Source organism: Hymenobacter gelipurpurascens (assembly GCF_900187375.1).
Taxonomy (GTDB): Bacteria; Bacteroidota; Bacteroidia; order Cytophagales; family Hymenobacteraceae; genus Hymenobacter; species Hymenobacter gelipurpurascens.
On record NZ_FYEW01000002.1, the window covers coordinates 1,317,698 to 1,337,200 of the forward strand.

The following is a 19,503-nucleotide window of genomic DNA, read 5'->3' on the forward strand; positions in this document are numbered from 1 at the left end:
CTGGTGCTGAACCGCACGGCCTTCTTCTGTATCGGCAGCCCTCGCATGTCGTATAGGCCTAGCGGCTCCATTTTCTCTCCCGCCCCATTGTAATGCGTATGTCTTCTTCTGCTCCCATCGTAATTATTGGCGCCGGCGTGGCCGGTCTGGCCTGCGCCTGCTACCTCCACCGGGCTGGCCGCCGCGTACTGGTGCTGGAAGCCAGTGATGCCGTGGGCGGTCGGGTCCGGACGGACATAACGCCCGAGGGCTTCCGGCTCGATCGGGGCTTCCAAGTGCTCCTGACCAAGTATCCTGAGGTGCAGCGGCTCATGGACTATGGCGCCCTGAATCTAAAAGCCTTCCGCTCAGGAGCCGTTATTCGGCTGGTCGATGGCCGGGAAACTACCGTGCAGAACCCCTTGCAGAAGCCCACGGCCGCTTTTACCTCTCTGCTTTCGCCCATTGGCACGCTGGAAGATAAGCTTCGCATCCTGAGCCTTACGCATCATGTAGGCCGGTATTCCAGCGAGCAGCTCATCAGCCGCAACACCACCAACGCCCAGGATACCGTGACTTTTCTGCGAGAATATGGCTGGAGCGAACAGATCATCAACAACTTCTTCCGCCCGTTTTTTGGCGGCGTGTACCTTGATCGGGGCCTGAGCACGGCCGCCAATTTCTTCGAGTTTGTATTTCAGCAGTTTGCCCAAGGCGAAGCCGTGGTGCCGGCCCTGGGCATACAGCAGATTCCGGAGCAGCTGGCCCAGCGCCTGCCCGCCGGCACGGTGCGCCTGAATTCGCCCGTCGATGCCATCGTAGGCCACACCGTGCGCCTCTGGACCGATGAAACCATTGAAGCCGCCGCCATTGTGGTAGCCGTGGATGGCGAAGCCGCCAAAAAGCTGCTGACTGCTTCCGAAGTACCCGAAACGACGTGGCGGCATACCACCTGCACTTACTTTGCTGCCCCCAGTTCGCCGGGCCATCAGGATAAGTTGTTGCGCCTTAATGCGGCCCCAGACGCGCTGGCCCACAACGTGAGCTTCTCCTCCGATGTTGCTCCTGACTATGCCCCAACCGGCCAGACGCTGGTTTCCGTCAGCACGCACGGCGAGCATGGCCTAGGCGAGGAAGCACTTACGGCCCGCTTGCTGCAGGAGCTAACGGATTGGTTTGGGCCAGTAGTAGGCCAGTGGCGCCATTTGCGGACCTACATTATTCCGCACGCGTTGCCGGTCTATGCCGCCGGCCAGCCCTACCGCCAGTCGTTGAAAGTAGTAGAAGGCCTGTACCGCTGCGGCGACCATACGGCTTACCCGTCCTTGAACGCTGCTATGGCCACCGGCCGCGAAGTAGCGGAGATGCTGCTGGTGGAGTAGGACTTCAAAAAACCTGTTTATCAAACGACGCAAACAGCACGTCATCCTGACGAAGGAAGGATCTTCTCATGCTGAAACGGCGCTTTCTAGGCCAGTCGTTCTAACGTGAAAAGATCCTTCCTTCGTCAGGATGACGCGTGCTTATTGGGTCAAACCTACGTGGTTAGTAGCTGAATCAGCTCATAAACTCCACCACTGCCGGGCAATGATCGGAATGAATGACGTCGCGGAGCAGATGAGCCTCCTGTACGCGGGGCGCTAAATCTTTGTCTACTAACAGATGATCCAGGCGCCAGCCCACATTGCGGGCGCGGGCACCGGCGCGATACGTCCACCAGGAGTAGTGGCCTACGGCGTCGCCGTGGTGATGACGGAAGGTATCCACGAAGCCATCCTCCAGAAAATCGGCAAACCATTTTCGCTCCTCGGGCGTGAAGCCGGGGCTTTGCTGGTTGGCCTTGGGGTTGTGCAGATCGATGTCGCGCTGGCAGCAGTTGAAGTCGCCTCCAATGACCAGGGGTGGTGCCCCGGCGGCTTGCAGCTCCCGCACGTAGCGCCGGAAGAAGTGCAGCCACTCTACCTTGAATGCCTGCCGCTCGGGGCCACTCGTGCCAGAAGGCATGTACACGTTCAATACGGAGCAATCCGGGAAGTCGAGGCGCAAGACCCGGCCTTCGTCATCGTAGAGTGCCGTGCCGCAGCCGTGTACCACGTTCAGGGGCACTTGCTTCGAAAACGTAGCCACGCCGCTATATCCTGGCTTCTGGGCCGGATGCAGGTAGGCATGGTAGCCCAGCGCCTCAAAACCCGAGACGTTTAGGGGCTCCCGCCCGGCCTTAATCTCCTGCAGGCACAGCACATCGGGGTCGGCCTCGCGCACCCAGTCCAGCAAGCTCTTGCTCAAGGCTGAGCGCAGCCCGTTGACGTTGTAGGAAATGATTTTCATAGAAACACATGCTGTCATTGCGAGCAGAGTAAAGCAATCCTTCCTTCTCGTTGCAAAGGATACTACACCCTGACAAGAAGGAAGGATTGCTTTACTCTGCTCGCAATGACAGCTCTTTATTACTCCTCGTTTTCCTGGGCGTCGAAATACTCCAGCACGTGCCACTTCAGCATACGCTCCTGCTCTTTCAGGTTGGCGAAGGGCACGGGGCGCACGAGGCGGTAATGAGGCCAGCCTTCTTCGTCCACGTTATCAAGCTCATAGAAGCCCGAGTAGCTGAAGATTTTGCAGGTGGCAATATGCATCAGGTCCTGCTTTTGCTCTTTGGTGAAAGGGCCGGCGCCCTGGCCTAGCTCCTGCACACCAATGAGCAGAAGCAGCGCATTCATGTCGGGCTTTTTGCCGAACCGTTCGCGCATCAGGTTCATCAGTTCCCACCAGCGCTGCTCAAATTGCGCTTCGGTTTCGTCGGGGTGCAGCATAGCCTAGGCCTGGTGCTCCGCGTGGATCGGGGCCGGCGTGGCCGACTCTTCCTTCAGCGCCTCCCAGTACTCCACGGCGCGACGGAAGTGTGGAATCACGATGCTGCCCCCGATGAGGTTGGCAATGGCAAATACCTCGTACACTTCTTCGTCGGTGAGCTTTTCCTCGTAGCATTTGCCGAGGTGATACTTGATGCAGTCGTCGCAGCGAAGCACCATGGAGCAAGCCAGGCCTACGATTTCCTTGGTTTTCACCGACAGCGCACCTTCCTGGTAGGTATTGGTATCGAGGTTGAAAAAGCGCTTGATGACCTTATTATCGGCCGCCAGGATTTTTTCATTCATCCGTTGGCGGTAATCATTGAATTCAGTGACGAGGCTCATAAGTAGTAGCGAGGTTCGGGTGGAGGAAAGCCGGCGAAGCAGTCCGGCGCTAGGCCAGTGCTACCGCGCCGTAGCTTTCCGGTGTCGTATTTAAAACTTAAAATTAGGGAGAAGTTCACCAGTACCCTTGCGCTAAACCACAAGATGCTGGCCTACCCAACGTTAGCTGCTCGTATATAGCTCCTTCTGCCTTTATGCAGCTGTTATTGATACGCTATGCCTATCCCTGCTCTGTTAGCTGATTTTGTTTCTCTGGTATTCCCGCGGGTCTGTTTGGCCTGCGAAGATCCGCTGGCTCGCGGCGAAAACCATATCTGTACCAGCTGCCGGGCCCAACTTCCTTATACCGACTACCACAAGTTGCCGCCCGCCGAAAACCCATTAGCCCGACGTTTCTGGGGCAGGCTACCGATCAAGCATGCTCTGAGCTACGTACGATTTCTGCGCCGAGGCCGCGTGCAGCACTTGTTACACCAGCTCAAATACCAGGGCCAGCAGGACGTAGGCCGGGTGCTGGGCCGGTGGTTTGGGCAGGAGCTGACGGAAGCCGGTTTCCAGGCCGAGTTTGACCTTATTGTGCCCGTGCCGCTGCATGCCCGGAAGCTGGCCCAACGTGGCTACAACCAAGCCGATAGCTTTGCGGAAGGCCTATCGACTGGCCTAGGCCTGCCGTGGCACGCTTCTGCTTTGCGCCGTACCGCTCACACTACTTCGCAAACCCGAAAAAACCGTCTGCAACGCTGGCAAAATGTGGCGTCTGTGTTTGAAGTGGCTGATGTAGCAGCCGTGCAAGGCCAGCGTGTGCTCCTCGTGGATGATGTGCTGACTACCGGAGCCACCCTGGAGGCCTGCGCGGCGGTGCTCCTAGCGGCTGGTGCTTCCGAGGTCAGCATTGCCACCATTGCCACCGCCGACCGCTAGGGCCACGGATTGAAACGGACTCGTCGGATTTCACGGATGCGCCGCAGCTTGGATCGCAGTCCAGAGTCCGAGGCTTCTATCCACAGACTATCTGACGACAAACACTTTTAGCCCTTTGCTGTATCTGCTGATATTCCAATAAAAAAGCCACCTCGTAGAAGGTGGCTTTTTTATTGATTTAAAGAACGAAATCCGTGAAATCCAACGAATTCGTTTCAATCCGTGATTCTAGCGGTTAGAACCGGCGTTGATCATGGCGCAACGGAAACCGATAGTAGCGGTAGCCGAGTCTTCAGCCATGAAGCGGCGCGTACCAGGCGAGAGCCAGTAGGCCACATCGCGCCAAGAGCCACCTTTGTAAACACGAACGTGGTCATCGATGAGCGACTGGTAACCACCTTTACCCAAAGAGTTGGGATTCTTGTCGTATTTCTCGGAAGGGTCAAGGAAGCCGTTGCGGCGGAAGGGGTTCAGGTCTTCCACATCTTCAAACGACAGCGGACGATAAATGTCCTGCACCCACTCGTTTACGTTGCCGGCCATGTTGTACAGGCCATAATCGTTTGGAGCGTAGGCATACACATACTCCGTAATCATGGCGCCGTCGTTCAGCGAGCCAGCAATACCGGCGTAGTCGCCGCGGCCGCGCTTGAAGTTGGCCAGGAACTGACCCATCTTCTTGCCATAGGGATTCCGCACCTGGCGGCCATCCCATGGGTAAATGCGCTTGTTCTCCTGGTTTTCGTTACCAGTTTCTTGAGTACCAATCAGAGCCTGAGCAGCGTACTCCCATTCAGCCTCGGTGGGCAGACGGTAGTTCGGGAGCGTGTTACCGTTTTCGATAGCCACTTTCGCTTTGCCACCATCATCAGAAGTGCCTTCAGCGGCGTCGCCGGCATCAGACTTTTTCTTACGCTTGAACAGGCCACCGCCGCTGCTGCTACCACCATCTTCGCTGTCACCAGCCAGACGTTCGTTCACTTTAGCTGTACGCCAGGTGCAATAGTCGTTGGCCTGCAGCCAGCTAACACCCACTACCGGGAAATAGCGGAAGCCGGGATAACGCAAGTAGTAATCTACATAAGGGTCGTTGAACGACAGCTCACGCGCCCACACCGTCGTGTCGGGCAGCGCCGACAGGTAGAACTCCTCAGCAGAGTCTTTGCGTACGAAGTGGAGGTATTCGAGCCAGTGGATGTTCGCTACTTCGGCTTCGTCCATGTAGAACGAGGCCAGCGTAACGGTACGCTCCAGGTTGTCGTGGGTCATGGCTACGTCCTCTTCAGCCGAGCCCAACACCGTGCGCCCACCTTCGATAAACACCAGACCGGGACCATCCGGCATGTTTTGGTAGTCCGCTACTTTCATTCCTTCCTCGGTATTGTACTCAATGCCCGTGGTGGAGCTGTACTTACCGGGTTTCTGGGCGGTGGGCGGACCGCCTTTGCAGGCCGCCAGCGCGCAGGCGCCAACTACAGCAAAGCGCAGGTACTTGGAGAAATTCATGATTGAGTTTAAACTACCTGTGAGAAAAGGGTTTAGATAAGGCAAGTTGCTGCAATAATACAACCTTTCAGAACGCCGGACAAGGAATTGACGGGTAATTCCGTCGTTTCAGGCGTCGCCAGGCGGCTTCCAGCGAATCGAACTCCCGAAGGCACAAAGAGATTTCATGGGCACCCCCTAAGTCGGAACTGAACTGGCTCAGACTCACATCATAGCTGTACCCCAACCGAAACCCACCTACACTCAGTCCTGCTATGGCCGTTAGCAGCTGCTGAGGGTGCTGAGCGCCCGGTAGCGGGATGCCCCGATACACAGCTCCCAACGTGATGGGTGTGGCCGTAAAATAGACTCCTGCTTCGGCCCTCTGGGAGCCACCCTGTTGGGTGTAGGAAGCCGTAGGCGAGAGGCTTATTTCGCGGAACTGCTTGTTAACGTTCGTCTTGAGAAAGTAGTATTTATAGCCTCCCTGAAAATTTAGCCGAACCGGCAGCTTGGCCTGGGTCACAAACCCCAGGTCCGGCTGATTTACATGGTGCGCGGAAGCACCCAGCCAAAATCGTTCCGTATAGAGCAAACCACCCAGTCCGGCCGTAAAATAATGTACCGGCTGGTAGTCTACTACCTCCAGGGTCTGGTCGCGCACTACTCCATCATCCGAGAGTTGGTCGCCGAAAACCAGGTTGCCGTAGCTCACCCGCTGTAGGCCGTAGCTCACGGAGGCGCCGCCACTCAAGCTCAGCTGCTCCGTGAGGCGCGCATGGTAAGCATACACACCGCCGGCCTGAAACCGAGTGTACCCGATGCCGCCGGTACGGTCATAATTTACCAATAGGCCTACGGCGCTGCGCTGGTCCTGGAGGCGGTAGTCGGCGGCAAGTTGGCTGGTTTGGAAGGTGCCGGCCAGGGTCGGGAATTGGTTGCGGTAGCTGAGCGTGAGGCTGTAATCATCGAGCAAGCCCGCGTAGGCCGGGTTTTGGTACATGCGGTTGGCGTAGGGCTGCGCGAAGTACAGATCCTGGGCCTGCGTCGCGCCACCACTCCCTAACCCAAGCAAAGCCACGGCCCAGCGCTTGGGCAACGGACGATACAAACACCTGAAAAAGGACAATAGACGTGGAGGCATACAGATTTTTCTAACGCCCAACCCGGCGCTTTGGTACAGCCGCTAGGCCACTTCCTTGCCCTAAAATGGGCAAATCTTTTCTTTCTACTTGTGCAAACCCGTTAGGCAGTAGTATCCCACGATGCCTCCATACGGCAGCCGCTCTGTGGCCGCACAGGTTCTGCCCTATTTTTGCTGATGCTTTTGTGCAACGCGCCAAGTGGTTTTCTGCTCCATTAAACGACCAGTAAACTGTTCAGTCAATGTTTGTCGTTTACTTGGTGCGCCGTAGGCCAGTAGCAGACTGGCCTACGCCTTGGCCTCCCTCGTCTCTTTCCCTTCTATTCCTATGCGTAAATTCTTTCTTGGCCTCCTGATTTTTGTGGTGGTGCTGGTGGCGGCGCTGGCCGCGGCACCGTTCCTGTTCAAGGATAAAATCAGGCAGGCGTTTGATCAGCAGCTGGCCCAGCGCGTGAAAGCCAAAGTGCAGTACGACCCCGGCAACGTGGACGTGACGCTGCTCAGCACCTTCCCCGACCTCTCCCTGCGCCTGGATCAGCTCCGCATCATTGGGCAGGACTCCTTCTCGCGCGACACCTTGGCCTACCTGCCCCGCCTCGATGTGGGCCTGGACCTGATGAGCGTTATCAGCGGCGACCAGATCAAGATCAAGAATGTGACGCTGCAGCAGCCCGACCTGAGCCTGCGCGTGCTCAAGAGTGGCCTAGCCAACTGGGACGTGTTCGTGTCCGACTCCGCGGCCGCCGCTAAGGGGCAAGATACCACGGCCGTGAGCCTCGCCATTAAAGGCTGGAAGATTGAAGATGGCCACCTGCGCTACGACGACCGCAGCATTCCGTTTGCCATGGAGGCGCGCCACGTAAACCACACCGGCTCCGGCGACTTCGAGCGCAACGTGTTTGATATGGTGAGCCAGACCACCGCCGAGCAGTTCACCATGAACTACGACGGCATGGACTATATCAGCAAAAAGAAGCTGACGGCCGACGTGACGATGGCCATGGATCTGGAGAAGATGCTGTTCACCTTCAAAGACAACAAGGTGCAGCTCAACGACTTTCCGGCCACGTTCCAGGGCACCGTAGGCCTGCCCAACGATACCGACATCATCTACGACCTAACGTTTAGGGCCCTGGAAACCGACTTCAAGAACATTCTGAGTCTGGTGCCTGGCGCTTACACCGAACAGTTCAAGGACATGAAAGCCACTGGCAACGTGGCGTTTGATGGCTACTTCAAGGGCGTGCAGAATGAGCTGAAGATGCCCGGCTACGGCGTGAATCTGCAGGTGAAAAACGGCATGTTCCAGTACCCTAACCTGCCCCAGGCGGCCCGCAACATCAACGTAGACATGAACGTGGACAACCCCTCGGGCTTCACGAACAACATGAAGGTGAACGTAAAGCAGTTTCACCTGGACCTAGGCAGCAACCCCATTGATGGCAATGTAGCCATTGATGGCCTGGAGCCGATGAAAGTAGATGGGCGCGTGAAAGTCAACGTGGACTTGGCCGAGATGATGAAAGTGTACCCGGTGCAAGACCTGCTGCTGCGCGGCAAGCTGTTCGTGGATGGCACGGCCCGAGGCATCTACTCCAAAACCCAGATGCCCGTGATTCAGGCCAAGATGAACCTGACCAACGGCTACGTGAAGAGCAAGCAGTTTCCGGCGCCGATTGAGAACCTGACGCTGAATGGCACCGTCACGAACCCTACGGGCCAGCTCAACGATACCCGCGTGGACATCCCGCAGTTCCGGATGCTACTGGATGGGGAGCCGCTGGAAGGCCGCGTAGCTACGCAGGGCGTAGACAAAATGCGCTTCGATACCGACGTGAAAGGCGTAGTAGACCTCACCAAGATCACGAAGATTTTCCCGCTGGAAGGCATGACGGTTACGGGCCGCCTCAGCGGCAACGTGGCCGCCAAAGGCAACATGGCTGATATTGAGGCGGGGCGCTACCAGACGGTGGTAGCCTCGGGCACCGTGAAAGCCCAGAACGTGACCTACAAGAGCAAGGACTTGCCGCAGGGAATGAAGGTGACGCAGGCCACCGCCACCTTCAACAACGACAAGATTGTGCTGCAGAACATGACGGGCTTCATGGGTTCGTCGGACATTGCGGCGTCGGGCACTATCTCCAACTATATGGGCTACTTGTTTGTGCCAGGCCAGCCGTTGCGCGGCAACCTCACGGTGAACAGCAGCCGCTTCAATGTGAATGAGTGGATGGTAGACGAAGTATCGGCTAAGCCCACCGTGGCCGCCAATGGCAAGGCCCCGGCTACGGCGCAGGGCGTACTCCAGATTCCGAAAGACTTCGATCTGGTGCTGAACTCCACTGTAGGCCAGGTGATTTATGACAACCTCAAGCTCGACAACGTGAAGGGTACCGTGACGGTGCGCAACGAAGTAGCCACCCTCAACAACCTCACGTTCAACACTCTCGGCGGTAGCTTTGCTACCAACGGCAGCTATAGCAGCAAAGACTTGGCGCACCCCAAGTTTGATCTGGGCCTGAACATCAAGAACCTCAACTTCCAGAACGCTTTCAAGGCCTTCAACTCGGTGAAGGTGCTGGTGCCGCTGGTGAGCAATCTGGAAGGCATTTTCTCGACCAACTTCAACGTGAGCGGCGAGATGGGCCCCGATATGATGCCCAAGTACAGCACGCTCACGGGCAAAGGCTTATTTGAAATTGTGCGGGCGGCCGTGTCTAACTCGGCGGTGCTGGACAAAATCAGCGCACTCACGCAGTTTCAGGAACTGAAGAAGTTTGCCGTGGATAACAAGGATGTGGCGGCGGAAATCATCAACGGCAACTTTGTGGTGAAGCCGTTTGACCTGACCGTAGGCCAGATCAAGATGACGGTAGGCGGCTCCAACAATATCAGCTCGGGTGGCCTAGAGTACATCACGGCCCTGAACGTGCCTACCGGCAAGCTCGGCAATCAACTCAACAGCCAGCTTACGCGCCTCACAGGTGTGCAGAACCTACAGGGCACCGACCGCGTGACGCTGGGCCTCAATATTGGCGGCACCGTCACGAACCCCCAAGTGAAACTGACGACCGGCAGCGTGAAGGCCCAGGCCAAGGATTTGGTAAGCAACATTGTGCAGGCCAAAGTAGACGATGCCAAGCTTAAGCTGCAGGCGCAGGCCAAAGTAGCCCAGGACAGTTTGCAGCGCGAACTGCAGCGCAAGCAGCAGGAGTTTACGGATAAGGCCAAGCTGGAACTGGACAAAAAACGCCTGGAAGCCCAAAGCAAACTGCAGACCCAGGCCAAGCAAGGCCTGAACAATATTCTCTTCGGCAAGCCCAAAACCCAACCGGCCAAGCCAGCCGAAACGCCCAAGGCCGCAGAGCCTACGGAGCCCGCCAAAGCGGATAGCACGAAAAGCGGAGAATAGAATTTTTTCTATCTAGCTCTCCTTCGCAAGTTTGGCTAACTTCTTGCGCAACGGAGCAGTCGAGCCTGCGTAACAGGCTGACTGCTCCGTTTTTTTGTTCCACAACCTCCCCATTCCCATGAACCTCTCCCGTTTATTTCCCCTATTGCTAGCGGCACCTATTGCGCTAGCTAGCTGCAGCAAAGACAACGACTCGTCGTCGGCTACTTCCTCTAAGCTGCAAGTACGCATGACCGATGCGCCCGGCGACTATCAGCAGGTGGTACTGGATGTGCGCCAGATTGAAGTGCATCTGAAGGAAGATACCAACCCCGATGGCTGGCAGGTGCTGCCGTTCCAGGCCCAGACTATCAATATTCTGGAATACGTAAACGGCCGCTCAGCCCTGCTAGTCGATACGGACTTTGCTCCCGGCGACCTGAAGGAAGTTCGGTTAATACTCGGCCCCGACAGTTACCTGATTGGTCGCGACGGCCAGCGCTACGACCTCAAAACCCCTAGCGGCCAGACGTCCGGCGTCAAGCTGAAGCTCGATAAGGCAACGCTGCGTGAAAAGGAAACTTTCCAGCTCTTGCTGGACTTCGATGTGGCCAAGTCGATTGTAGAGCGCGGCAACTGGAAGCCCGGCAACGACAAGAAGGAGCGCTACCTGCTTAAGCCCGTGGTGCGGGTACTTGCCCAAGACATCCGGGGTGGCCTACGCGGCACCATTACGCCAGCCGCCGCCTTGCCGCAGGTACTGGCCATCCGTTCTTCCATCACCGTGCCCGATACGTTCAGCACGGCCGCCGATGCTTCGGGTGCCTTCCAGCTGAGCAGCCTGCCCTCCGGCACCTACCGCGTGCAGTTCTATCCCAGCACTACGGCGCCAGCCAACCAGCCTGCCTACAAGGTGGTAACCCGCACCGGCGTAACCGTTACCAACGACCAGGTGACGGACCTAGGCCAGGTATCGGTAAACTAGCTTTCGTTGGCACTGGCCTAGGCCAGTATCAATAACTGAAACGACACAAAAAAGCCCTGGCTACAGTAGCCAGGGCTTTTTTGTGTCGTAAGGAATTCTCAGCGCTAGTTCTTGATGAGGCGCTGGGTAAACTTCCCGTTGCCGCCCTGCACCACCACCAAATACATGCCGGTAGGCCAGGTGCTCATGGCAAGACCAACTTGCTCACCGCCCGCGTGGCCTGCTTTGTACACGATGCGGCCCGTGGCATCGAAAATAGCTACCTGATACTGGCCTAGGGGCAAGGTCGTCAGGTCCAGCGTAGCCTCGGTAGTAGCGGGGTTAGGTGCTACACTAATGGAAGCGGCTTGCTTGCTGAAGCCAACAGTGCGCACAGAGCTGTAAGTAGCCTTTCCGTCGGTATCTACCTGCTTGAGGCGGTAGTACACGGTGCCGCTGGCAGCCTGCGCCCGCACGTTGGCATCGGTGAAGCGGTAAGCCGCGCCGGTATTCGTGGTGCCATGGCCCTTCACGGTGCCAACCGTCGCAAATGCCTGGCCGGTGAAGCTGCGCTCTACCTCGAAACGGTCGTTGCGCAGTTCCGTAGCCGTATTCCAGATAAGCTGAGCGCTGTTGCCCACAGCTTTCACCTCGAACGCAGCCAGTTCAACAGGAAGCGGTCCGCTAACCGGAATGCTATAGGTAGCGATATTGGAAACGCCACCCAGGTTGTCTGTAGCGTAGTAAGTGAACGAGAAATTACCCGTTGTCGACTTCGCGGGCGTGTACGACAACTCGCTGGCCTGGTCCGGCTGAATCGTTTGGTCCTTGCTTACTAGTACACCATTCAGCGTCAATGAGCCACTTGCAGGCAACGATGCAATGGTGAAAGAAGCAATAAAGCCATCGGCGTCCGTAGCGGTCAGCGCGCTCAGAGGCGTGGTGCTGGCCGTATTGCGCATGCCGTTGTAGGTCTTGTTCTGTGCTACCGGCAACTCATTGCTGATAGGCACTGTGTAGATGGCCGTGTTAGAAATGTTGTTCTGGTTATCGATAGCGTAGTACGTGAAGGTCGTATTGCCCGCGTAAGAGCCGGTGGGGTCAAACGTGAGCTGACCGAGCTGAGCAGGCAGCACCTCAACTTGGCCGGCCGTTACTCGTGTGCCACCCACATACAGCGTTCCGTGAGCCGGGTTGGGCACCGTCACAATCACATACTTAGCAATAGTGCCATCGCCATCCGTCGCATTCATCGGGTTGATGGCTGTAGCCGCTGCAATGTTAGGCACCGCCGGCGCTGTGGTCACGTTCTTAGCTATCGGCGCCGTGTTACCTACCGGAATGGTATAGGTGGCCACGTTGCTGATGGAAGTGCTGTTATCCGTAGCTAGGAACGTGAACGTGAAGTTGCCATTATTACCTGCTGCTGGCAAGTAGGTGAGCTTGTCGTTCTCCGCAGGCGTATAGGCCTTGTCAACTACCGCTGCAATGCCATTCACATACAAGGTTCCGAAGACTGGCAACGACTTGATGGTGTAGCTTACAATGCTGCCATCGGAGTCGGTGGCATCCATCTTCACAATGGCAGCGGCTGGCGTTGTGTTGCTCGGAATAGCTGTCGTGAGCGTGTTATTCGCAACCGGCACGGCATTACACGTTCCGAAATACAGGTCATCAATCCCGATGTCATTGCCACCAGCGGCCAGAGTCAGGTTCCGGATTTCGAACGTGGCCGTCGTGTTGTCGCCGGAGTACCATACGTCCGAATACTTCACCCATTCATTGGGGGTGGTAGCCACTGTGATAGTGCCCGAAGTAGATTCTCCGTTGATAACGAAGCCCACTTCCGGATCAACTCCGCCCGAGTTCAGCAGGTTATTGAAGAAGGCCGAGAAGGTGTAGTAGCGGTTCGGCTGGACCTTAAACGTCTGGGTATACAGCGTACGGATAGCCGAGGTGGCATTTACCATCATGAAGCTGTTCCCGACCACACTAGCTGGTCCTATTCCGTGCCCGGTCCCGAAGAAGTTGGGGTGATATTCGCTGGCATCGGCCCCAATAGCATACGTGGTTTCCGGCACCAGTTCCTGGTTACCGGCCACGTTGGCTTTGTATTCATAGTTGGTATTGAAGCCGATGTTGCCGTCCGTGAAGCTAGAATTCACCAGTTGGTTCGGGCCGGTAGCTGAAATACACTGCACCGCTGGGTCGTAGACGTTGAGCGTAACAGTAGCCTGGCTGCATTGGGGAGTTCCGGTTTTATCGCAGGCCTGGTAAGTGAAGCTATCCGTTCCCAAAAAGCCAGTGGCGGGGGTGTAAGTATAGGAGCCGTTTGAGTTGAGGATAAGGGCACCGTGGGTGGTGTTCTTGCCTGCTACCACCGTCACCGTGAAACCGGTATTCTGGGGGTCGATATCGTTGAGGATAACGTTGCCGGATACGGTCGTATTCTTCTCTACCTCGTTGCTGTCATCGTAGGCCGTCGTAACGTTTTTCACCTCCACCCGGATAGTTGCCTGGTTGGAAGTCAGCCCTTGGGCATCCTGCACGGTGTAGGTAATGGTGCTGATGCCTGCGTAGTTATTTACTGGCACAAAGGTGATTACGCCACTAGAGTTAACCGTAAACGTTCCCTTGTTTGCCAAGGTGCGCGTTTGCTGAATACTCGTCTGATCGGGGTCCAGATCAACGGTGGAGTTCACTATGCCGCCTAGGCCACCCGCGTCTTTGTCGGTATCCGTATCATTGGCCACGACTGAAATGGAGGCGGATTGATTGCGTGTTACTGGCACCGTTACGTCATTCACCGCTACTGGCGGTACGTTAGCCACCGGAATAGTGTAGGTGGCTGTATTTGACTCTAGGCCGTCGTTGTTGGTGGCAGTGTACGTGAAGCTGAGGTCACCGAATCGCGCACCGTTCGGGTCAAATTGCAGTTGGGAAATCTGGTCTGGTGTGAGTGTATTTCCAGCCGCAAGTGCGGTGGTTGTAGCAGTGCTTATATATAGGCTTCCACCGGAAGGCACTGTCTTAATGGTGTAGCTGCTAATAGTGTTATTAGCAGCTATTGTAGCCGACAAAGAGGAAATAGATGTAGCCTCCGCATTGCTCGGCATGATAGCCGTCCGGACGTTGTTGGATGTGGCCGGGTTGCTGATCGTAATAGTGAATGTAATAGGCGTACCAGTGTATTGCCGCTTTCCTCCACCATTCAAATCCGAAGCAACAAAACTGAAAGTTACAGTGCCTGTCTTATTCAGCGTTGTGAAGTACAATTGCGGGGCTGCTACAGCAACAGCAATGTTACCTGGATAGTCTTTGCCAGTGGCAGCAACAGACCCTAACGGGGTAGTACTGTTTCCCACGTATAACAGCCCTAACGTATTATCTGGTGAATAAGCAGTTATATTATACTCAGGACTTCCACCGGTGTTGGTTAAAGTGGGTAATGTAATCCCTACCCTGGTAGAATTAGAAGGAATATACGTGCTTCTGCTACCACTCGAAATGGTCGGCTGAGCCCAAAGTAGAATCGGACTTAGCACGAGCCATAGCAGCATCGGTAGCCCTGCGCGGAAATGTGTTTTCATAGAAATGGATTAGAGTGAAAGAACTAGACGATGTTATCGAAATCAAAAACCTGTGATAACTCGGTCAAAACTAACACACTATATATAACTATTCAACGCCTACTCGAATTTAACATTCGCTTAACCTGCACCTCTATAACTTATACAATAAAATGATGTGTTTATAACAATATTCACATAATAATGACTCAAATTGGTAAATGAGTAGCAAAATAGGAAAACAGGCTGATGCCTAACTTACACTTCTTCATGAAGTATAAGTTATAATGTCTTGTATCAAGCCCTTGTTAATTTATAATAATTTTAATAATCCATATTAACATAAACGCTAATTGCCTCCAGACGAATATTTCGCATGAAGGCAATCAGCGCTTTGGATGTTAGTGTTTACTGAGCCGCTAGGCCAGTCTTTTTACCAATGCCAGCAGCTCTTGCTGCGTAGCTTGGGTTTTGTCGCGGGCGTACCAGGCGTGGACTTTCTCGGCGTATTCTTCGTGGGTGGCGCCGCTAGCTTTCAGGCTCAGGAATAGGGCTTGGGCATCGGCGGGGCGCGGGCCCCATTGCGCCACCTCCGTGAGCGTATCTGCCCGGAGCACTACTAGCTTCGGAATGGAGCGGCTGCCGCTGGTAAGGTAGCGGTCCATTATATCCAGGTTTTCGTCGCGCAGGAGGTAGTGCGTATTGATGTGGCCCTGGCTGACTTGGCCTACAGCCTCCAGCACGGGTACGATCTGCGCCGCGTCGCCGCACCACCCTTCCGTGAGTATCAGCCAGACATACTGCTGTTTAAGGCTCTGCGCGGCCGCCTGCAGTTCGGGGAGTATGTGGGTGGTTTTATCCAGGCGCTGCATGCGCTGCACATTCAGGTGAGTGTAGTGCGTGAGCATTTCCGACTGTTGGGTACCCGTTGTTTTTCCCTCTACCTGTAGCGCATCAATAAGCTGGCGGTAGCTCGCGTAGGTATGCGCCGTGGCTAAGCGGTCGGGGGTTAACACAGGAACCAAAGTGTTAGTAGACATAAGAAACAGCTAAATGTGACAGACGCTATAACAACGAAAAACCCTTTTCGATGGCCGAAGCCGTTCGAAAAGGGTTTGACAAGTGGCCTAGGCCAGTGCTTACAGGCTGGGCACGTCGGCAGTAGCGGCCTGCGCGGATAGCTCGCGGCAGTAGGTAATAAAGTCTGTGTTGATGGGCTCCAGGCCGTTCTGGCGCAGGTCGCGGGCTACCTGGGCCCGGTGGTAGTTGGCGTGCACCGGCACATGGGTCAGAATATCCGATACCTGGCTGGTGTAGGCCTCTCCAATGGAGTTGGTGTAGGTAATCAGGCGCTGCAGTTCCGTGTCATCAGCCTGGATGCCGTACTGGTGGAAACGCTCTGAGGTTTGCTCGTGCCAATAGTGCAGCGTAGCCAAATCGTGCTCCTGCCATACTTTTACGGGGCTGGGGGTGCTCGTGAGGCGGCCCAGCCAAATAGCCTGCGCATTCAGTACGTGACTGAACAGACGTAGTGCGCTGGCCGGAATGGTAGCGCCGGTGGCCACTAGGCCATCCAGATGACGCAGCAGGGTGTCGTTGGCCCACACATTGTAGGCCCCCAGCTTTTCGTTGGTGTTAATCATGGTAAAAAAAGAAGGTAATGGGTACTGAAGTGATGAGGTAAAGAAGTCTGATGTTCTGTCACTTCATCAATTCAATACCTCTTACTTTTAACGGGGGTCTTGCCACACAACCCGTTCCTCGGTGCGCGCATCGGCGAAGTCGGTACACTGGCCGTCGCCACGGCCAGTGAGGCCGCCATCGGGGTGGCAGAGCAACTTGCCGTCGCTGGTGTAGAGGTTGGTGTACTGGTCGCAGCAACCTACCGTTTCGTAATACACGCGCTTGCCTTTGTAGAGGTAGCTCATGATCTGAATAGGCGGGTTCTGTTTTTTCTCGTTTAGGTGGTACTGAATGCGTTTTTCCAGCCAGGCCGGCCGCTTGGTGTTGTCAAACTGTGCTTCGGTCTGGGAGGGAGTGGGCTCCACGGTATTGGCGCTGGCAGGAGCCGGGGTAGAGGTAATGCCACTGGTGCCGGCCGGAGGCGCATCGGTAGGCGTCGTGACGACTACGTTACGCTGGCAGGCGAAGCTGCCCAACAGCATACAGAGAGAAGCAGCCGTCAGGAAGGCGGGAAAGCGCATCATTAGTATCATTAGAAAGTGAGTAGCGGGAAAGAAGGGAGGGCCGCCCCGCAATCGGGCGGCAAAGATGCACACAAACTCCTGTTACGCGAAGCTACCCCAGGAGTTGTTGCAGCGTGCCAGCACTCTTGCTAGGCCAGGAGCGCCCATACCCGGGGCCCGAAAATCAGGAGGCCTACTACCAGGGCCGCCACGGCCATCACCAGCACTGCGCCGGCCGCTACATCCTTAGCCCGCCCGGCCAGCGGGTGGTACTCCGGCGACACCAGATTTACCACCGCTTCAATGGCTGTATTCACCAGCTCCGCGCTCCACACGGCCCCGATGGCTACCGCCACGGCCACCCATTCCCAGCGCTCCAGCCCAAAATACAGGCCTAGGCCTATAGTTACTACCGTAGCAGCGGCATGAAACTGCAGATGCACTTCCGAGCGCAGCGCCGCCCACACGCCCCGAAAGGCAAAGCCGAAGCTAGCTGCCCGGCGGCGCATCATGCCTGAGCGAGGCGACGGTGTGTTATCCACGGGCATCAAACTGCTGAAACACCGTATGGCAGAGCTGGTCCCACTCCGATTTCAGAATGCTGAAGTACACGGAGTCGCGGCGTAGGCCACCCTGCGTGAGGCAGTGGCTACGCAACGTGCCTTCTTCCGTAGCGCCCATGCGGCGCATAGCCTCTCTGGATTTCCAGTTGCGGGCATCGGTTTTGAGCTCTACCCGCTCGCAGCCCAGCTCCCCGAATGCATACTTCAGCAGCAGGTGTTTGGCCGCCCGGTTGATGCCCGTCCGCTGATACTCGCTTCCCAGCCACGTCCAGCCAATTTCCAGGCGCTTATCATCCAGCGCAATGTTGCCATAGCTGGTGCTGCCCACCACCCGGCCGCTTTCCTTATCGATAATGGCAAAGGGGTAGCGCTTGCCAGCCTCCCGGTCGCGGACGGCCTGGGCAAGGTAGGCGGCCAGATCCACGCTATTCCGGGGCATGGGCGTGGTCAGGAAGCGCCACACTTCGGGGTCGAAGGCAACGGCCTTTAGGTCCTCGAAATCGGTAAGCTCCAGTGGGCGAAGGCGAACACGGCTATTTTCCAGCGCAATACAACGGGCAAAATCCATGCGGAACAGGTCGGAGGGGAATGCGCCGTAAAGATGCCGAAAAAAGCAAAAGCCCCCGCACCGAAGTAGTGCGGGGGCTTTTGCTTTTTGAGGGCCGTTCTGGCTTACTTCTTAATCTCGCCTACCATGTCCTCGGGCTTCAGCCACTCCGTGAACTGCTCCTCGGTGAGGTAGCCGAGCTGCAGCGCGGTTTCCTTGAGAGTAGAGCCGTTTTTGTGGGCCGTCTGGGCAATTTCGGCGGCTTTGTAGTAGCCGATGTGCGGGTTCAGGGCCGTTACCAGCATCAGGCTGCTATCTACGTGCTTCTTGATGTTGGCTTCCAGGGGCTCAATGCCCACGGCGCACTTATCATTGAACGACACGCACACATCACCAATCAGGCGGGCAGAGTGCAGGAAGTTGTAGATCATCACGGGCTTGAACACGTTCAGCTCGAAGTGGCCGTTCATGCCGCCGATGTTGATAGCAACGTCGTTGCCCATTACCTGCGCGGCAACCATGGTCATGGCTTCGCACTGGGTGGGGTTTACCTTGCCGGGCATGATGCTCGAACCGGGCTCATTATCAGGAATATGCAGTTCGCCAATGCCGGCACGCGGACCCGAAGCCAGCAGACGGATATCATTGCCGATTTTCATCAGCGAAGCCGCTACCGTTTTCAGGGCGCCGTGAGCTTCCACGATGGCGTCGTGGGCGGCCAGGGCCTCAAACTTGTTTTCAGCCGTGATGAACGGGAGGCCCGTCAGGTCAGCAATGTGCTTGGCCACGTTCTCGGAGTAGCCGGCGGGTGTGTTGATGCCGGTACCTACCGCCGTGCCGCCCAAAGCCAGCTCCGAGAGGTGAGCCAGCGTGTTTTTGATGGCGCGCAGGCCGTGGTCGAGCTGCGATACGTAGCCCGAAAACTCCTGGCCTACGGTCAGGGGCGTGGCGTCCATGAGGTGGGTGCGGCCGATTTTCACGATGTGCATGAACTGCTCGCTCTTGCTTTTCAGCGTGTCGCGCAGCTTCTCGATGCCGGGAATGGTGGTTTCTACCAGAATCTTGTAGGCGGCAATGTGCATGGCCGTCGGGAACGTGTCGTTTGAGCTCTGCGACTTATTCACGTCGTCGTTCGGAGCCAGCACTTTCTTCTCATCCAGGAGGTTGCCGCCCTGCAGCACGTGGCCGCGGTAGGCCACTACTTCGTTCACGTTCATGTTGCTCTGCGTGCCCGAGCCGGTTTGCCACACCACCAGCGGGAACTCCTTATCCAGCTTGCCTTCCAGGATTTCGTCGCAGACGCGGCCGATCAGCTCGGCTTTGTCGGCGTCGAGGATGCCGGCGTCGCGGTTGGTGAGGGCGGCGGCTTTCTTGAGGTAGGCAAAGGCGCGGATGATTTCCTTGGGCATCCGGTTGATGTCCTGGGCAATCTGGAAGTTATCGATGCTGCGCTGAGTTTGGGCGCCGTAATAGGCGTCGGCGGGAACCTGCACGGTGCCCATGGTATCTTTCTCGGTGCGGAACTGAGTCATGCTTCTAGTGGGTGAGAAGAGAATAAGG

General features: G+C 56.4%; 16 protein-coding genes. 4 read left to right on the plus strand and 12 right to left on the minus strand.

Annotation, left to right across the window (positions count from 1 at the left end):
- The first annotated feature begins 98 nt into the window (after window positions 1-98).
- Window positions 99-1,361 carry a protoporphyrinogen/coproporphyrinogen oxidase gene (locus CFT68_RS17470; protein ID WP_141106609.1) on the plus strand — a complete coding sequence of 421 codons (1,263 nt, stop codon included), beginning with the start codon at window positions 99-101 and terminating at the stop codon, window positions 1,359-1,361.
- A 175-nt stretch (window positions 1,362-1,536) separates the two neighbouring features.
- Here CFT68_RS17470 and CFT68_RS17475 read toward each other — a convergent pair whose 3' ends face one another.
- From CFT68_RS17475 to CFT68_RS17485, 3 genes are all read right to left on the minus strand, one after another.
- Window positions 1,537-2,307, minus strand: coding sequence for an exodeoxyribonuclease III (locus CFT68_RS17475; RefSeq protein WP_088844802.1), 771 nt, complete (start codon window positions 2,305-2,307; stop codon window positions 1,537-1,539).
- 119 nt (window positions 2,308-2,426) lie between these two features.
- Complete coding sequence (locus CFT68_RS17480) at window positions 2,427-2,789, minus strand: hypothetical protein (RefSeq protein ID WP_088844803.1); 363 nt, start codon at window positions 2,787-2,789, stop codon at window positions 2,427-2,429.
- A 3-nt stretch (window positions 2,790-2,792) separates the two neighbouring features.
- Entirely contained in the window at window positions 2,793-3,173 is a 381-nt protein-coding gene (locus tag CFT68_RS17485; RefSeq protein ID WP_088844804.1) for a carboxymuconolactone decarboxylase family protein, read from the minus strand.
- A gap of 216 nt (window positions 3,174-3,389) precedes the next feature.
- Here CFT68_RS17485 and CFT68_RS17490 point away from each other — a divergent pair, with 216 nt between their 5' ends.
- On the plus strand, window positions 3,390-4,094 hold the full coding sequence (locus CFT68_RS17490; protein WP_088844805.1) for a ComF family protein: 705 nt from the start codon (window positions 3,390-3,392) through the stop codon (window positions 4,092-4,094).
- A 228-nt stretch (window positions 4,095-4,322) separates the two neighbouring features.
- On the opposite strand, the gene CFT68_RS17495 is transcribed toward CFT68_RS17490, so the two are convergent.
- Window positions 4,323-5,600, minus strand: coding sequence for an SUMF1/EgtB/PvdO family nonheme iron enzyme (locus CFT68_RS17495; protein ID WP_170934845.1), 1,278 nt, complete (start codon window positions 5,598-5,600; stop codon window positions 4,323-4,325).
- A gap of 67 nt (window positions 5,601-5,667) precedes the next feature.
- The gene (locus CFT68_RS17500) at window positions 5,668-6,690 is read right to left on the minus strand and encodes a PorP/SprF family type IX secretion system membrane protein (RefSeq protein WP_170934846.1); all 1,023 of its coding nucleotides are present in this window, start codon (window positions 6,688-6,690) and stop codon (window positions 5,668-5,670) included.
- A gap of 361 nt (window positions 6,691-7,051) precedes the next feature.
- On the opposite strand from CFT68_RS17500, the gene CFT68_RS17505 reads away from it, so the two are divergent.
- A complete protein-coding gene (locus CFT68_RS17505; protein WP_088844807.1) occupies window positions 7,052-10,135 on the plus strand; it encodes an AsmA family protein in 3,084 nt (1,027 codons plus the stop codon).
- 118 nt (window positions 10,136-10,253) lie between these two features.
- A complete protein-coding gene (locus CFT68_RS17510) occupies window positions 10,254-11,099 on the plus strand; it encodes a DUF4382 domain-containing protein (protein WP_141106610.1) in 846 nt (281 codons plus the stop codon).
- Window positions 11,100-11,203: 104 nt separating this feature from the next.
- Here CFT68_RS17510 and CFT68_RS17515 read toward each other — a convergent pair whose 3' ends face one another.
- From CFT68_RS17515 to fumC, 7 genes are all read right to left on the minus strand, one after another.
- Window positions 11,204-14,158 (minus strand): Ig-like domain-containing protein, encoded by a 2,955-nt coding sequence (locus CFT68_RS17515; RefSeq protein WP_170934847.1) that lies wholly within the window; start codon window positions 14,156-14,158, stop codon window positions 11,204-11,206.
- A 908-nt stretch (window positions 14,159-15,066) separates the two neighbouring features.
- Window positions 15,067-15,687 (minus strand): thioredoxin family protein, encoded by a 621-nt coding sequence (locus CFT68_RS17520; protein ID WP_088844810.1) that lies wholly within the window; start codon window positions 15,685-15,687, stop codon window positions 15,067-15,069.
- Between the two features lie 99 nt (window positions 15,688-15,786).
- A complete protein-coding gene (locus tag CFT68_RS17525) occupies window positions 15,787-16,290 on the minus strand; it encodes a DinB family protein (RefSeq protein ID WP_088844811.1) in 504 nt (167 codons plus the stop codon).
- An 87-nt stretch (window positions 16,291-16,377) separates the two neighbouring features.
- Complete coding sequence (locus tag CFT68_RS22195; protein WP_245815429.1) at window positions 16,378-16,854, minus strand: DUF6970 domain-containing protein; 477 nt, start codon at window positions 16,852-16,854, stop codon at window positions 16,378-16,380.
- 128 nt (window positions 16,855-16,982) lie between these two features.
- Window positions 16,983-17,375, minus strand: a complete 393-nt coding sequence (locus CFT68_RS17535; RefSeq protein ID WP_245815430.1) for a diacylglycerol kinase family protein — start codon at window positions 17,373-17,375, stop codon at window positions 16,983-16,985.
- A complete protein-coding gene (locus CFT68_RS17540; RefSeq protein WP_088844813.1) occupies window positions 17,368-17,964 on the minus strand; it encodes a GNAT family N-acetyltransferase in 597 nt (198 codons plus the stop codon). The genes CFT68_RS17535 and CFT68_RS17540 overlap by 8 nt, the downstream gene beginning before the upstream one ends.
- Window positions 17,965-18,068: 104 nt before the next feature.
- Window positions 18,069-19,475, minus strand: coding sequence for a class II fumarate hydratase (gene fumC / locus CFT68_RS17545; protein WP_088844814.1), 1,407 nt, complete (start codon window positions 19,473-19,475; stop codon window positions 18,069-18,071).
- Between the last annotated feature and the right edge of the window lie 28 nt (window positions 19,476-19,503).